A 14362-nucleotide genomic window follows, 5' to 3' on the forward strand; every position below is an offset into this window, starting at 1 on the left:
AGCAGGGGCAGGGCGGGCACGGGTTGTCAGGGGGACGGCGTCGCCGGCTCCGCGGTCGCGATGCGCCGCTCCAGGTCCAGGCCCTCGCGGCGCACGCGCATGTCCACGTAGAAGAACGCGGACACCACGAAGCTCAGCGGCGTGAAGAAGGACTGCCCCACCACCTGCAACAGCTCCGCGGGGACGAGCAGCGCCTGCGGAATGGCCGCCTGCGCCGCCGGGTCCAACAGGTTGCCACCGTAGGCGAGCCGGACGATCCACGCGGGCAGCCCCGACACCAGGCTCACCGCGATGAGGATGCCGCCCACCACCGTGGACAGCACCATGGCCCGCACCGTGCCCCGGCCCATGAAGCCCGGCTCGACATTGCCCTTCAGCAGGGCCCCGGAGCGCTTGAAGGCCGCCCATGCGCCCACGTCCTCCATGGCCAACACGGGGGGCAGGAGCATGAAGCGCAGGAAGTACCAGAGCACCGCCGCCAACGCGCCCAGGCCCAGCACGATGGCGCCGATGATGATCAACGCGATGCTGAGCACCGTTCCGCCGCCAGTGCCCTTGCCGGTGACGGCCGCGACCACGCCCATCCCCATGACGAGCGAGCCGGGCAGGCACAGCAGGAGCGTCACCCCCGCGGCCCACGCGATGGACAGCAGGTAGGTCGCGGTCAGCGTGCCCAGGCGCGACACGGCCCGCCGCAGACCTTCCGAGGGACGCACCGGTTCACCCAGCCTCGCGGGAATCACGTACCGGGCCGCCGCCGTCGTGGCCACCCAGAAGTTCCACACGAGGAACACGTACAGCACGAGCATCAGCCCCATCACGATGCCTGACTGGGTCAGTGCCTGCGTGGGGTCCGTGCCCGAGGGAGCCCCACCCAGCCCGGGCAACACGCCCACCGTGCGCGTCATCGCGACGGTGAACGCCTTGACCGCGATGTAGTTGAGCAGGTCGAACCCCAGGACCAGCACGAACAGGGGCTTCAGGTGAGCGCGCCAGAACGTCGCCGCGCGGTCGATGATTTCTCCGATGGCGAGCGGGCGCAGCTCAACGGAGGTCGGGGATGGCGTCACGGCCGCGCAGCATAGCGCCGCCTCAATCGCGCGGGGGCCGGCATGCGTCCAGCAACGCCCGGGCCGCCGCGCGCGGATCCTCCGCCTCCAGCACGGCGGAGATGACCGCGACGCCCCAGGCCCCCGGCACCTCCCGGGCCCGCTCCGGCGTCATCCCCCCCAACGCCAGGGCAGGGCAGGGCAACCGCTCCGCGAGCCCCTTGAATCCGTGAAGCCCCAGCGTGTCGCGCGTGTCCCCCGGCTTGGACCCCGGAGCGAACACGGGGCTCACCAGCGCCAGGTCCGCGCCCACCGCGGCACCCGCCTCGCGTGCGTCATGCACCGCCACGCTCACCCACCGGTCCGCGGGCAGGAACGGGCGCACGTCGCGGGGAGAAGGGCCAGAAGCGGGCAGATGCAGGTGCGCGCCCACGAGCAGCGCGACATCCAGCCGCCCGTTCACGAACAGCGCCCGGCCCCTGCACACGTCCGCCAGGAGCCGCGCCTCCTCCAGGAACAGTCGCCCGGAGGCCTCCGGGTGACGGTGCTGCACTGCGACGTCCGGCCCCGCCTCCAGCGCCCGCTCCAGCGCGGTGAGCAATCGCGCCTGGGGCAGCCGCCAGTCCGTGATGACCACGAGGCGGGGCAGGACGGGCACCGCTACTCCACGAGCCCTTCGATGGGGCTGGACGCGGAGCCGTACGCCTTGCGCGGGATGCGGCCCGCGAGGAACGCGTCGCGGCCGGCCTCCACCGCCTTTTTCATGGCCACGGCCATGCGCACCGGATCCTTCGCGCCCGCGATGGCGGTGTTCATGAGCAGCGCGTCCACGCCCAGCTCCATCGCGATGGCCGCGTCGGACGCCGTGCCCACGCCCGCGTCCACGATGACCGGTACCTTCACCACCTCGCGGATGAGCCGCAGGTTGTGCGGGTTGCGGATGCCCAGCCCGCTACCGATGGGCGCCGCCAGCGGCATCACCGCCGCGCAGCCCGCGTCCTCCAGCTTGCGCGCGGTGATGGGGTCGTCGCTGGTGTACGGCAGCACCGTGAAGCCTTCCTTCACCAGGATGCGAGCGGCCTTCACCGTCTCCTCGACGTCCGGGTAGAGCGTCTTCTCGTCGCCAAGCACTTCCAGCTTCACCCACTTGCTCATGCCCAGCTCTTCCGCCAGCCGGCACGTGCGCACCGCGTCCTCCGCCGTGTAGCAGAGCGCCGTGTTGGGCAAGAGGCGCATCTTGTTGCGGTCGATCCAGTTCATCAGCGACGCCTCGCCCGTCGCCTTCAGGTCCAACCGCCGCACCGCCACCGTGACGAGCTCCGCGCCCGACGCTTCGTGGCACTGCTTCATCACCTCGTGGCTGGGGTACTTCCCCGTCCCGACGATGAGCCGCGAGGTGAACGTCACCCCCGCCAGCGTGAAAGGCTTGTCCGCGATACCGCTCATGACCGTCTCCTCTCCAGGGCCTTCACTCACCCGCCACCCACGAAGGTGACGATCTCCACCCGGTCCCCGTCCTGGAGCCGGTGCTCGGGGTGACGGGCGCGGCGCACCACCTCCGCGTTCACCTCCACCGCCACCCCCGGGCCGCTGCCCAGCTCCAACAGCGCCAGCAGGGACGAAAGGGTGCTGCCCTCTGGCAGCGTCCGCGCTTCTCCGTTGACCCACACGTTCACGGCCTCACGGCTCCTTCCGGTCCCCGTCGGTCGGGACCCGCCGGTGCCAGTACAAGGGCGGTTCTGCCCTGTCAACGCACAGCCTCCCCCACGCAAAAGGCCTGCTTCAGCGCACTGGAACGGATTTTTCGCGCTCGAATGCGTTTTGTTCCGCTTCCCCAGCAGGCGAGCGGCCAGGGCCTTCCTCGTGCGCGGGCCGCCCCTGCTCATGGCTCCATGCGTTGCCAAGCGCTGTGCAGGTACGGGGGGAGCGACCAGTTTCTGCCCAACGCCGGGGAACAAATCACCGGCACTCAAGAACACACTCACAGGGGGCGGTCACACATGCGGAAGCTCATGATTGCGGTTACGGCGGTCGCGGGTCTGACGATGGTCACCGGCTGCAAGAAGGATGACGTCCAGGCGCAGCGCGAGGATGTCGCCGAGGCCCGTCAGGAAGCGGCGCAGGAGACGGCGGAGGCGCGTCAGGACGAGAACCAGGAGATGGCGTCGGCGCAGCATGACGCCAACGAGGACATCGCGGAGGCCCGTCAGGACGCGAACGACAAGATCGCCAGCGCCAACGAGGACGTCCGCGACGAGGAGCAGGACCTGGCCGAGGCCCAGGCCAACCGGAATGAGGACCTGGCCGAGGGCGGCTCCGGCATGGCCGGCACCACCAGCGCCGCGGCGGCGACCACCGTCAACGGCCGCGTGATCGCCAAGTCCGGTGACACGCTGACGCTGGTGGACAGCACCAACAAGGAACTGAAGATCAAGACCAATGACCGGACCGCGCTGATGGACAATGGCAGCCGCGCGGTGAAGCTGGACGACATCAAGGAAGGCTCGCAGGTGCGCGCCTCCTACGTGATGGACGGCAAGGACATGGTCGCCCGCGACGTCACCCTGGTGGCGGCGGTGAAGAAGCTGGACAAGTAATCCCCGCGCCTCACGCGCCTCTGTCTTTCCGGACTGGGGAAAATACTTGAAGGCGGCGGCTCCCACCCTCGCGGTGGGGGCCGTTTCCTTTTTAGTCGGGAGATGCCCGGTGGGGTCGGATGGGGATGTCTGACCCGGGTGGTAGGACGCGGGCGTGAGGAGTTCCTCATGCCTTCCCACCCCCGGGAAGCGCCTCTTCGTCAGGAGCGTCACCCACGATGGCCACCCATCCCCCCGCGTCCTCCGCGTCCCGGCCGTTCATCCTCTTCACCACCGGGGCCACGTCCTATGAGCTGGTGCGCTACCTGGGGTCGCGCGCCGGAGGGGAGCTGCTGCTCGCCCGCCGGCACTACGCGCGCACGCCGGGCGGACTGGTGCTCATCAAGCGCCTGCGCGACGTGACGGATGACGTGGCGCGGGCGCGGCTGCGGGAAGAGGTGAAGCTGCTCATGCGGCTGTCCCACCCGGCCATCGCGCCGGTGTACCTGGTGCGGGTGCACGACGGCGCGCCCCATCTGGTGACGGAGTACGTGGACGGGCCGTGCCTGGAGACGCTGTCCAGCTTCGCGGCGCTGCGGCGGCGGCCCTTCTCGGAGGCGTTCGCCGCGTACGTGGGCGCGGAGGTGGCGGACGCGCTCCATCACGCCCATGCGTTGGAGGACTCGCGCGGCCTGCCCGTGGGCGTGGTCCACCGCGACATCAGCCCCCGTTCCCTGCGCGTGGACGTGCACGGGCGGGTGCGGCTGTCGGACTTCGCGCTCGCGTGGTCGCGGCTGCCCGGGCGCGTGGTGACGGAGCCGGGGCTCGTGCGCGGGGACGTGGCCTATGCCTCGCCAGAGGCGCTGGAGGGCCTGCCGCTGGATGGCCGCGCGGACCTGTTCTCCCTGGGGATGGTGCTGCTGGAGCTGCTCACCGGGCTGCACCTGCTGGACCTGGACGACGTGGAGCGCGCCGCGCAGCAGGCCCAGCCCGTGCCTGGAACGCGCGGGCTGTGCGCGGAGACACCCAGCTGGCTCCCCGCGCCGCTGATGGCCGCGCGCATGGCATGCCTGACACCGGCGCACGTGGAGCAGGCCACGCGGGGGCTTTCGCCGGGAATGCGGGCCGTGCTCCAGCGGGTGCTCCATCGCGACCGCGACCTGCGCTTCCAGACGGGCGCGGAGCTGCGGGATGCGCTCCGGGGCCTGCTGAACGCGGAGGGACGGCCCTATGGTCCCCCGGAAGCGCTGCGCGAGGTGTCGGAGGTTCGCACGGACGCGCTCGTGGGCCCGGCGGGAGCGGCGGAAGCGGGGCTTCCTCTGGAGGATGACCTCTGGGACGGCTGCGATGACGAAGGCGCGGACTGGACGTGACGTGTGACGGGGGGATGTCCCGGGGCGCTTGTCATCGCGGGAGGGCGTGGCGAAGACTGCTGGCATGGGTGACGTGAAGGAGCTGCATCGCCAGTGGTGCATCGCGGACGGACACGCGGATTCGCTGATGTGGAACCGCGACCTGTGCGAGCGGTCGACAGAGGGGCACGTGGACTTCCCCCGCCTGCGCGAGGCGGGGGTGAAGCTGCAGTGCTTCACGCTGGTGACCCGGGGCTTCCCGTTCATTGGCGGCTTCCCGCTGTTCGCCGCGTGGCGCAAGTGGCCCCGCGAGGCGCGCGGCAGCGAGTGGACTCGCGCGCTCTGGCAGATTGAAAAGTTGGACTCCTTCTGCGCCCGCTCAGGGGACACCGTGCGTGTCGCCACCACGGGGGCGGCGCTGGAGGACAACCTCGCGCACGGGCGGCTATCCGCGGTGCTGGGCGTGGAGGGCGGCCACGCGATTGAAGGCCAGGTGGAGCGGATCGCGGAGCTGCACCGGCTCGGGGTGCGCTTCATGGGGCTCACGCACCTGTCCAACAACGACCTGGGCGGTTCGTCCTTTCCCATGATGGGCAACCGGGGGCTGACGCCGCTGGGAAACCAGGTGATGGAGGAGATGGCCCGCCTGGGAATGAGCGTGGACGTGGCGCACGCCTCCGAGCAGACGCTCACGGACCTCTTCGCGCACCCCACGGTGCGCTACTTCTGTTCGCACACGGGCGTGCGCGCGGCGGGCGGCGGCTGGCGCAACCTGTCCGACGCGGCCCTGCGCACCATTGCCCAGCGCGGCGGTGTGGTGGGCATCATCCTGGCGCCGGTGTACCTGGGCGGCGACACGTGGGACGACGTGGTCCGCCACGTGGAGCACGCCGTGGACGTGATGGGGGAGGAGGGCGTGGGCGTGGGCAGCGACTACGACGGCATGGTGGCGCTGCCCCGGGGCATGCGGGATGTGACGGATTTGCCGCGACTCACGGAAGCCCTGCTCAAACGACACCCGGAGTCGTGGGTGGAACGTGTGATGGGTGGCAACTTCCGGCGTTACTTTCGCGAGACGCTCGGCGGCGGTTGACAGCGAAAAACCTGTCGAAAAGAGTCGCCGGCACCCATGAACCGTCTTCCCCTTGCGCTCTTGTCTCTCGTCGGTTTCTTCCTTCTTTCCGGTTGTGGCGGGCCGGGTTCGGGCGACTCGTGTGACGGCGGCGACTACGTGTGCCAGGAGGACGCGCAGGCCCTGGAGTGCCGCAACGGCACCTGGCGCCCGCTCGCGTGCCGGGGGCCGCTGGGCTGCCGGGAGCTGGCGGACAGCGTGCGGTGCGACACGTCCCTCAACCAGGAGAACGACGGGTGCGCCACGAACGCGGAGGGCAAGGGCGTGTGCAGCCCCAACGGCGCCGCGATCCTCACGTGCCAGCAGGGCGTGCTGGTGAAGACGGCGGATTGCTCGTCGTGCGCCGTGCAGGACTCGCAGGTCGTCTGCCAGCCGTGAGCCTCAGCGCTCCGGTTCCCCTCCGGACCTGGGGGGGAAACCGGGAGGTGGCGCGGGCAGGTAGCCGCCCGCGGCCATGCGCTTCCCGGACCGTTCGTACATGGCCGGTGAGAGGCCCTGGACGCCGGTGCCGTCAATCCACCGGTTGTAGAAGTTGAAGAGGGCGCAGACGGAGACCGCGTCGTACACGGCCTCGTCCGACCAGCCGGCCGCCTTCAATCGCTCCACGTCCTCGCGGCGCACGTCTCCGGGCGCGTCGTTGAGTTGGTCCACGAAGGCGAACAACGCCTTCTCGGCCTCCGGAATGGGGGCCGTCTTCATATCGTCCAGTACCGCCTGGACGTGCTCCTTGCTGCCCAGTAATTCCGCCGCGACCGCGGCGTGAGAACCCGTTCAAAATACGCAGGCGTTGCGCCGCGACGTATACGCGGCGATGAGCTCCCGCAGCCCGGCCGACAGCGGGGACGGGCCGCGCATCACCTCGTGGGTGAAGGCGGACAGCGCGTCCGTCATGCGCGGCTTGAACGCGAACAGGTGCCAGATGCCCGGCGGCGTCATGCCCCCGGCCCGCGCCATGGCGATCATCTTCCCGTAGTGCCCGTCGGACTCGTGCGACTCGACGTCGGGCAGGTACATGTTTTCCGGAGCGGGGGACTTCATCATCGCGCACTTCCCTGGCGAAAGGACGGGGATGCCGCCCATCAGGCCAGCGACGTGAGGAAGCTGTCCAGCACCGAGTTGAAGGCCTCCGGCTGTTCCTGGTTGGGCAGGTGCGCCGCGCCGGGGATGACCTCCAGCCGCGCGCCCTGCACCAGGTCCGCCATCTGCTTCGCCTTCGCCAGCGGCGTCACGGTGTCGTGCTCGCCCACCACGACCAGCGCGGGCCCCGCGTAGCGCGCGAGCAGATCCTTGCTGTCCAACCGCAGCGCCATGCCCCGCTGCGCGGCGGCGATGGACTCCGGCGACACGGACAGCCCCAGCTTCGTCACCTCGCGGCCCACCGGTGAGTCCGGCCCCGCGTGGACCAGCTTGGGCACCAGCCCCTGGACGACGGACGCCGTGCCTTCCTTCAGCGCCTGCTGCGCGGTGGCCTCGCGCTTGTCCTTCCCGGCGGCTTCGTCCGCGGTGCACTGCGTGTCCGAAAGCACCAGTCCGCGCACCCGGCCCGGGTCCTCGCGCAAGAGCGCCAGGGCAGCGTAGCCACCCATGGACACGCCGCCCACCACCGCCGTGTCGATGTTCAACGCGTCCAGCAGCGCGAGCGCGTCCTGCGCCAGCTTGCGCATCTCCGTGGGGCCTTCACCCAGCCGGCTCTGCCCGAAGCCGCGCAGGTCCGGCACGAGGAAGCGGTAGCGTCCGGACAGCGCGGCCACCTGCCGGTCGAACGCGGAGCCATCCAACGGGAAGGCGTGCATGAGCAGCACCGGCAACCCCTGGCCCTCGTCCCGGTAGTGCAGCGGAATCCCATCCACGGCGACCGTCAGCATGCGTGCCTCCTCGCGGCCCGTCGCAGGGGGCGGCGTCAGATCCACTTCTTGTACTTGAACCAGCCGACGAGCCCCAGGGGGAAGCCCACCATGGTCACCCACATGGCGACGTACCAGCCCGTTCCCGTCAACTGTTCGAAGTTCTGCCCGAAGAACCCCACGATGAAGGACAGGGGCAGGAAGAGGGTGGCGAAGATGGTGAGCTGCTTGCTGATGTCATTGGTGCGTTGGGCCACCACGGACAGGTAGCCGTCCATCACGTTGCCCACCACGTCACGGCTGGCGTCGATCTGCTCGTACAGCCGTATCAGGTGGTCGTAGACGTCGCGGAAGTACAGCGTCGTCTTCTCTTGAATCTGCGGGATTCCCCGGCGCGACAGCATGCCCACCACGTCGCGCTGCGGAGACAGCACGCGGCGCAGCGTCACCAGCGCGCGCTTGAGCTGGAAGATGCGCTGCAGGTGCTCCGGATCCGGCTCGGCGAAGATGGCGTCCTCCAGGTCATCCAGCCGGTCGCCGAATTCGTCCATGATGGGGAACTGCGCGTCCACGAGCGCGTCCGCGAGCATGTAGAGGATGACGTCCACGCCCCGGCCCAGCGTGCCCGCGGGGTCGTCCTTCACGCGCCGTAGGACGGCGTCATGGCTGGGCAGGCGCAGCTCGTGCACGCTGATGAGCCAGTCCTGCGCGAGGAAGAAGTGGTGCTCGTGCAGCGTGAGCTCCGTGACGTCCGAACCGCAGCTGAAGCCCTGCATCACGATGAACTGGTGGTGCGGATATTCCTCCAGCTTGGGCCGCTGGTCCAGGTGCAGGCAGTCCTCCACGGCCAGCCGGTGTAGCTGGAAGCGCTCGGCCAGTCGGCCCAGCACCTCCGCGTTCGGCTCCAGGACGTCGATCCACTTGGGCCCCGGCCGATCGAGCAGTTCCTCACCCCCCGAGACAGCCCTGCCGTCCTCCCACAGACAGACCTGGATCATTTCCGTGGACTCCCCGGCCCAGCCCTCGGGCCCGGGACGCTTGCTAGAACTCCCCGGACGCGATGTCGAGCGGTAGAGTGGGGGCAACGTGTCCGCTGCCGCCGAGAATCCACCGCCGGCCTCCCTGACCCCGAGGCTCGAACAAATCCTCCAGTCGCTGCCCGACCGCGCCTTCTCCGCGCGGCTGAGAGCGGTGTATCTCGCCGCGGCCCAGGCCATCTCCCGGCTGAGTGACCTGGACCTGGTGAAGTACGAGACGCCCGTCGTCGACGCCAGCCCCGACCTGTCGCTGTGGGAGGAGATGGCGCCCGTCATCCGCGACACGGTGATGGACGTCAACGCGCTGCTCAACGTCATCCGGGAGCAGTTCCCCGGTACGCCGCAGCCGGCCGCGCCCCGCAAGGGCCCCGCGGACGTGCCCGCCATCCTCCAGGAGGGCATGGCCAGTCTGGCCCAGAGCATCACCCAGCTGGGCGAGGCCATGCGCAACCCGTCCGTGGTGAGCGACCGCTGGCAGCTGTTGGCGGAAATCCAACGCTTCCGGTCTGACTACCGCGAACAGATGAGCCAGCTCGTCTTCGAGTCCGCGAGCACCTTCGGCGAGGTGTCTCGCGCCCAGGTGGTGCCCGGCTACGAGGCGGAGGTGAAGGCGGCCGTCACGGTGCGCGCCATCACGTCCGACCTGTCGCGCATCGTCACGGCGCGGCTCAACAAGGTGCGCGACGCCAAGCCGGAGGAGGTGCTGTGGAACGCGCAGCAGCTCCAGACGGAGCTGGACGCCTTCGGCCGCACCGCCGCGTACCGGAACCTGCGCGCACAGGACAAGCGCCACATCGTGGAGGCCCGCGCGGAGATTGGCGCGCTCGCGCTCGAATCCGCCCCCGAGCCGGGACGGCTGCTGACGGTGACGGAAGGGCTGGAGGAACTGGTGCGGAGCCTGTCCGCGGTGAACCAGCGCCAACTGCTCATCCTCCACGACCGCGAGGTGTGGGCCGCGTGCGGCGTGCGCCTGGAGCGCGCGCTGGCCCAGTCCACGAAGGATCCGGTCGCGTCCGCCAAGGCCCTGGCGGAGGCCGCGGCCAGCGCCCAGTCGCTCTACGGCCGGGACCCCACCATGGACGCGTTCCTGCGCAAGGCGCGCAAGCTGAAGCTCGCCACGCTCACGGGCCCGGAGCTGCTCTCCACCATCGAGTCCTTCCAGTCCCAGCTCGCGCAACTGGACGTGATGTGAAGACAGTGAGTGTGAAGGCCGTGGAACCGCGCCCCCTGCGGCAGGCGGACCTGTCCGGTGTGCAGGGCGTCTTCACCGACGTGGATGGCACGCTGACGACGGGCCACAAGCTGCGCAGCCAGACGGTGCGGTCCCTGGAGCAGCTGTCCGCGTCCGGCCTGCGCGTGGTGCTGGTGAGCGGCCGTCCAGCGGGGTGGGGTGAGGCGTGGGCCCGCCAGCTCCCCGTGGACGGCGTCGTCGTGGAGAACGGCGGGCTGTTCTTCCTCAAGGACGCCAAGGGGAAGCTGCGCAAGGTGTACCTGGAGCCGCCCGCCCAGCGCGTGGCGAACCGCCAGCGCCTGGAGAAGGAGGTCGAGCGCGTGCTCGCCCAGGTGCCCGGCGCGCGGCTGTCCGTGGACAGCCGCTACACGGAAGTGGACCTGGCGGTGGACTACAACGAGGAAGCCCGGCTGGGCGATGATGGGGCCTCCCGCATCGAGTCGCTGCTGCGGGCCCGGGGCGTGTCGGCGGTGCGCTCGTCGGTGCACGTCAACTGCTGGCTGGGCCGCTTCGACAAACTCTCCGCGTCGCGCCGCTTCGCCAAGGTAGCGTGGGGCGAGAAGCTGGACCCCGCGGACGGCCGGTACGTCTACGCGGGGGATTCTTTCAACGACGCTCCGATGTTCCAGGCGTTCAAGCTGGGCGTGGGCGTGGCCAACGTGCGCGCGGTGCTGGATCGCATCGACGCGCCGCCGGCCTTCATCACCCGGGCGCCCGAGGGGCGGGGCTTCGAGGAGCTGGCGCGTGCCCTCCTCTCCCGCCGCCGGCCGGCCCGCAGTCGAGGAGTTTCAACGTGAATGTCGTGAAGCTGGAGCTGGCCCGAGGCCTGGGGCGTCACCTGCGTGCGGGGCACCCGTGGGTGTTCCGCAAGGCCCTGGAGCACATGCCGCGGATTCCGGCCGGCAGCGTGGTGGACCTGACGGAGAACGGGAAGTTCGTCGCGCGCGGGTACTACGACCCGCACTCGGCCATCGCGGTGCGCGTGCTCACGCGGGACGCGAGAGAGACGGTGGACTCGCGCTTCATCACCCAGCGCGTGCAGCGGGCCCTGGCCGCGCGCACGGCGCTCATCGACCTGAAGGACACGGACAGCTACCGCCTCATCCATGGCGAAGGCGACGGCCTGCCCGGCGTGGTGGTGGACCTGTACGCGGGCTGGGCGGTGATGAAGCTCTACTCCGCGGGCCTCACCCCCTACCGCCCCCTCATCGTGGAGGCGCTGAAGGCGGGCGTCCCAGGCCTCAAGGGCATCCTCGGCCGTGACGAGGTGGGGCGCGACGACGTGGAGGAGGACGACGGGCGCGGCAGCGGGAAGATGCTGTGGGGCGAGGAGGCCCCGGAGCTCATCCCCATCCGCGAGCGCGGCGCCATCTTCCTGGTGGACGCGTGGAAGGGGCAGAAGACGGGCTTCTTCCTGGATCAGCGTGAGAACCGCTACCTCATCCGCCGGCTGGGGCAGGGGAGGGACGTGCTCAACTGCTTCAGCTTCAGCGGCGGCTTCTCCGTGAACGCGGCGCTGGGCGGGGCCAACAGCGTCTTCTCCGTGGATCAGGACCCGGAGGCCATCGCCCTGGCGCGGGAGAACTTCACGCGCAACGGGCTACCGGCGGCGAAGCACGACTTCCTGGCGGCGGACGCGTTCGACCTCATCCAGTCGTTCAAGGAGGAGGGCCGCACGTTCGACCTCATCATCCTGGACCCGCCCGCCTTCGCGAAGAGCCAGCGCGCGGTGGAGGCCGCCGTGGACGGCTACGCGTCCCTCAACCGGCAGGCCCTGGCGCTCTTGCGTCCCGGCGGTCTGCTGGCCACGGCGTCGTGCTCCGCGCGCGTGACGGGGGACCTGTTCATGGGCGCCGTGCGCGAGGCGGGCTTCAAGGCTGGCGTGGACCTGGCGCTGGTGGAAGAGCGCTACCAGCCGCCGGACCACCCCGTGCGCCTGCAGTTCCCGGAAGGGAAGTACCTGAAGTTCTACGTGATGCAGTCGGTGTAGCGGCTTTGCCCGGCCCCGGGGCGCGCCTGACATGAGGCGCGCCTCCCGTGGTGCTCGGGAACGCTCAGGTGCCGAAGACCTTGTGGGCCACGCGGTCCAGCACGTCCTTGCCCCAGACGATGCTGGCCTTGCCCAGCCGGTCCAGGTCGCGGGTGAACTCGCGGCCGTCCGGCATGACTTCGTAGGTGCGGGTCAGGAACAGGTTGCCGGTGTCCGGCTCGAAGTCGACGTTGCCGCCGCCGGTGTCCGTGCCCTCTTCCTGCTGCTGCCGGAAGCCCTCGATGATGCCGGGCTTGGGCGCTTCACGGAACCGGTAGATGAGGGCGCTGCACTTGAGCGCTGGCGGGGACTCGACGTGCTCGAAGGCGTACTGGCCTTCGCCGCTCATCATGCCGCCCAGCCCCTGCTCGTTGAGGCCCTCGGTGACGCCGGCGCCCTGGGACTGGAGGTACCACTTCACCAGCTGCCGGGCCGCGTCGCGCGTCATCGGGCCCCCCGCGGGCGGCGCGGGACGCGCCAGGCCCATGGAGGACAGCAGCCACTGCACCTTGCTGGAGAAAGAGCTGATCACTTCGCGGGGATGACGCGATCCGCGACGCGGTTGAACACTTCGTCGCCCCACACGAGGCTGGCTTCCACGAGCCGGTCCACGTCTTCCTTGAACTGCTGCTCCGACGGCACCACGCCGTACGTGCGGCTCAGGAAGAGGGACTTGTTCTCGGTCTCGTAGTCCACCTTGCCGCCGCCGGTGTCCGTGCCCTTCTTCTCTTCGTCACGGAACCCGTCGATGACGCCCGGCCGGGGCGCGTCGCGGAAGCGGTAGATGAGGGCGCTGCACTTCAGCGCCCCCGAGTCCTTCACGTGTTCGAAGTAGACCTGCGCGTCGCCAAGCGCGGCGCCGCCAAATCCCTTCGCGTTCAGCCCGGAGGCCTGCGCATCGCCTCCGTGGCCCCGGATGAATGACTGCACCAGTCGCTGGGCTTCTTCGAGCGTCATACGTGCAGTCATATCACACGCCGTTCCCTACCTCAGAAATTGCCGGTGCGGGCCTGGTCGAACGGGACGCGCTGGTTGAGGTACGTGTCGTTGATGTTGTGCGCGCCGGAGAAGATGCTCTTCTCGGAGAAGTAGTGGATCTTCGCGTCCTTGCCCGCGTGCTTGATCAGATCCAGGGGGCCCTTGCCGCTGGTGCCCAGACCGAAGAGGCCCGGCACGGGGTCCTTGTCGTTGACGTAGTGGACGTACTTGGGGCCGTCCGGGTAGGTCGCCGCCGCGGCGCCGAAGGTCTCCACGGAGACCTTGCCCAGCTTCTCCTGCACCTGCGCGGGGGACAGCCCGTCTTCGATGCGCAGCCGCTTGGCCACGTCGCTCAGCGCGCGGCTGGTGATGAGGCCACCCTGGCTGTGCGCCATCAGGTGCACGTCACGGCCGGCCTTCAGCTCCGTGTAGAGCGAGTCCGCCAGCGTATCCACGGCCGGGTTCTTGCCCTTGTCCATCTTGTCCGTGATGCACTGGCCCAGGTCCTTGAAGAAGCCCTCGGTGGAGTTGTGGATACCGATGGTCTTCTGGCCCGTCTTGTCCGCGATGGCCTGCATCGTGGTCTCCTGGCCAGCCTTGTCCGTCATCATCCCGTTCACGTAGATGATGGTGCCGGGCTGCTTCACGCCGCCCTTGGGCTCGTAGGCGGGGATCTGGCTCAGCGGGGTGCTGGCGTCGAAGGCCTGCCCGCCCTTGCCCATGATCTTGCCGTCGTAGGCCTTGTCCTTCGCGCCGGCCGGAGCCGTGAACACGCCCGTGGGGGCCGCGGTGCGCACCGCGCCGCTCGACGACTTGGTGTCGAAGCCGTCCTTCACGGTGTTGGCCGGCTTCGCCGTGACCGGGGTCGCCGTCTTGGCCGGGGCGGCCGCGCCGGTCCCCGTGGTCGTGGTGGTGCGCGCGATGGTGTTGTTGGAGGTGCGCCCGATGGTTCCCATGGCTTGAGGCTCCTGCGGTGTGCGGATTTTTGAAGGGGGAAGGGAAAGCTTGCTGCGTTGATCCATTCTCACCCGAAGCGCCGAAAAGTTGCGAGCAGGTCACGGAATGTGTGCAACGCGCTGCGGCACGGGAAGTCCGGGAGGGGGGCGGGGACAGGAATCCGGCCCGGGCGCGGAC

Annotated in this window: 18 protein-coding genes; 7 read left to right on the forward strand and 11 right to left on the reverse strand. The window is 69.7% G+C overall.

The annotated features are described in order from the left end of the window. Positions 1 to 26 precede the first annotated feature (26 nt). From D7V77_RS33285 to thiS, 4 genes are read right to left on the reverse strand one after another with little or no spacing between them, the layout of a single operon-like run. Complete coding sequence (locus D7V77_RS33285) at positions 27 to 1070, reverse strand: hypothetical protein (protein ID WP_120580306.1); 1044 nt, start codon at positions 1068 to 1070, stop codon at positions 27 to 29. Between the two features lie 22 nt (positions 1071 to 1092). After that, the gene (locus D7V77_RS33290; RefSeq protein ID WP_120580307.1) at positions 1093 to 1707 is read right to left on the reverse strand and encodes a thiamine phosphate synthase; all 615 of its coding nucleotides are present in this window, start codon (positions 1705 to 1707) and stop codon (positions 1093 to 1095) included. A gap of 2 nt (positions 1708 to 1709) precedes the next feature. Next, positions 1710 to 2495, reverse strand: a complete 786-nt coding sequence (locus tag D7V77_RS33295; RefSeq protein WP_120552339.1) for a thiazole synthase — start codon at positions 2493 to 2495, stop codon at positions 1710 to 1712. A 26-nt stretch (positions 2496 to 2521) separates the two neighbouring features. After that, on the reverse strand, positions 2522 to 2725 hold the full coding sequence (thiS, locus tag D7V77_RS33300; protein ID WP_120530083.1) for a sulfur carrier protein ThiS: 204 nt from the start codon (positions 2723 to 2725) through the stop codon (positions 2522 to 2524). 336 nt (positions 2726 to 3061) lie between these two features. On the opposite strand from thiS, the gene D7V77_RS33305 reads away from it, so the two are divergent. The 4 genes from D7V77_RS33305 to D7V77_RS33320 all read left to right on the forward strand — a co-directional run bounded on the left by D7V77_RS33305 (position 3062) and on the right by D7V77_RS33320 (position 6487). Next, positions 3062 to 3646: a hypothetical protein gene (locus D7V77_RS33305; protein WP_233597387.1), complete on the forward strand. Its 585-nt coding sequence runs from the start codon at positions 3062 to 3064 to the stop codon at positions 3644 to 3646. A 218-nt stretch (positions 3647 to 3864) separates the two neighbouring features. Next, positions 3865 to 4998, forward strand: coding sequence for a serine/threonine-protein kinase (locus D7V77_RS33310; protein ID WP_120580309.1), 1134 nt, complete (start codon positions 3865 to 3867; stop codon positions 4996 to 4998). A gap of 64 nt (positions 4999 to 5062) precedes the next feature. After that, a complete protein-coding gene (locus tag D7V77_RS33315; RefSeq protein ID WP_120580310.1) occupies positions 5063 to 6070 on the forward strand; it encodes a dipeptidase in 1008 nt (335 codons plus the stop codon). A gap of 36 nt (positions 6071 to 6106) precedes the next feature. After that, positions 6107 to 6487, forward strand: coding sequence for a hypothetical protein (locus D7V77_RS33320; RefSeq protein WP_120580311.1), 381 nt, complete (start codon positions 6107 to 6109; stop codon positions 6485 to 6487). Positions 6488 to 6490: 3 nt separating this feature from the next. Here D7V77_RS33320 and D7V77_RS33325 read toward each other — a convergent pair whose 3' ends face one another. The 4 genes from D7V77_RS33325 to D7V77_RS33340 form a co-directional block, all read right to left on the reverse strand. Beyond that, positions 6491 to 6808 (reverse strand): carboxymuconolactone decarboxylase family protein, encoded by a 318-nt coding sequence (locus D7V77_RS33325; protein ID WP_120580312.1) that lies wholly within the window; start codon positions 6806 to 6808, stop codon positions 6491 to 6493. A gap of 72 nt (positions 6809 to 6880) precedes the next feature. Continuing rightward, positions 6881 to 7150, reverse strand: a complete 270-nt coding sequence (locus D7V77_RS33330) for a peroxidase (protein WP_120580313.1) — start codon at positions 7148 to 7150, stop codon at positions 6881 to 6883. A gap of 38 nt (positions 7151 to 7188) precedes the next feature. Continuing rightward, positions 7189 to 7974 (reverse strand): alpha/beta fold hydrolase, encoded by a 786-nt coding sequence (locus tag D7V77_RS33335; RefSeq protein ID WP_120580314.1) that lies wholly within the window; start codon positions 7972 to 7974, stop codon positions 7189 to 7191. Positions 7975 to 8009: 35 nt separating this feature from the next. Further along, positions 8010 to 8951: a magnesium transporter CorA family protein gene (locus D7V77_RS33340; protein ID WP_120580315.1), complete on the reverse strand. Its 942-nt coding sequence runs from the start codon at positions 8949 to 8951 to the stop codon at positions 8010 to 8012. An 88-nt stretch (positions 8952 to 9039) separates the two neighbouring features. Between D7V77_RS33340 and D7V77_RS33345 the strand changes: the two genes are divergently transcribed. Genes D7V77_RS33345 through D7V77_RS33355 form a run of 3 tightly spaced genes read left to right on the forward strand, consistent with a single transcriptional unit; the run spans position 9040 to position 12211 of the window. Beyond that, a complete protein-coding gene (locus tag D7V77_RS33345; protein ID WP_120580316.1) occupies positions 9040 to 10182 on the forward strand; it encodes a hypothetical protein in 1143 nt (380 codons plus the stop codon). Between the two features lie 20 nt (positions 10183 to 10202). After that, a complete protein-coding gene (locus tag D7V77_RS33350; RefSeq protein WP_233597389.1) occupies positions 10203 to 11018 on the forward strand; it encodes an HAD-IIB family hydrolase in 816 nt (271 codons plus the stop codon). Next, a complete protein-coding gene (locus D7V77_RS33355) occupies positions 11015 to 12211 on the forward strand; it encodes a class I SAM-dependent rRNA methyltransferase (RefSeq protein ID WP_120580318.1) in 1197 nt (398 codons plus the stop codon). Before D7V77_RS33350 ends, D7V77_RS33355 begins: the two co-directional genes overlap by 4 nt. A gap of 64 nt (positions 12212 to 12275) precedes the next feature. Here D7V77_RS33355 and D7V77_RS33360 read toward each other — a convergent pair whose 3' ends face one another. From D7V77_RS33360 to D7V77_RS33370, 3 genes are read right to left on the reverse strand one after another with little or no spacing between them, the layout of a single operon-like run. Beyond that, entirely contained in the window at positions 12276 to 12782 is a 507-nt protein-coding gene (locus D7V77_RS33360) for a hypothetical protein (RefSeq protein WP_233597390.1), read from the reverse strand. Beyond that, positions 12779 to 13207: a hypothetical protein gene (locus tag D7V77_RS33365; protein ID WP_120580319.1), complete on the reverse strand. Its 429-nt coding sequence runs from the start codon at positions 13205 to 13207 to the stop codon at positions 12779 to 12781. The genes D7V77_RS33360 and D7V77_RS33365 overlap by 4 nt, the downstream gene beginning before the upstream one ends. 32 nt (positions 13208 to 13239) lie before the next feature. Next, a complete protein-coding gene (locus D7V77_RS33370; RefSeq protein ID WP_120580320.1) occupies positions 13240 to 14184 on the reverse strand; it encodes a hypothetical protein in 945 nt (314 codons plus the stop codon). Positions 14185 to 14362: the final 178 nt, after the last annotated feature.

The organism is Corallococcus sp. CA041A (genome assembly GCF_003612075.1).
Taxonomy (GTDB): domain Bacteria; phylum Myxococcota; class Myxococcia; order Myxococcales; family Myxococcaceae; genus Corallococcus; species Corallococcus exiguus.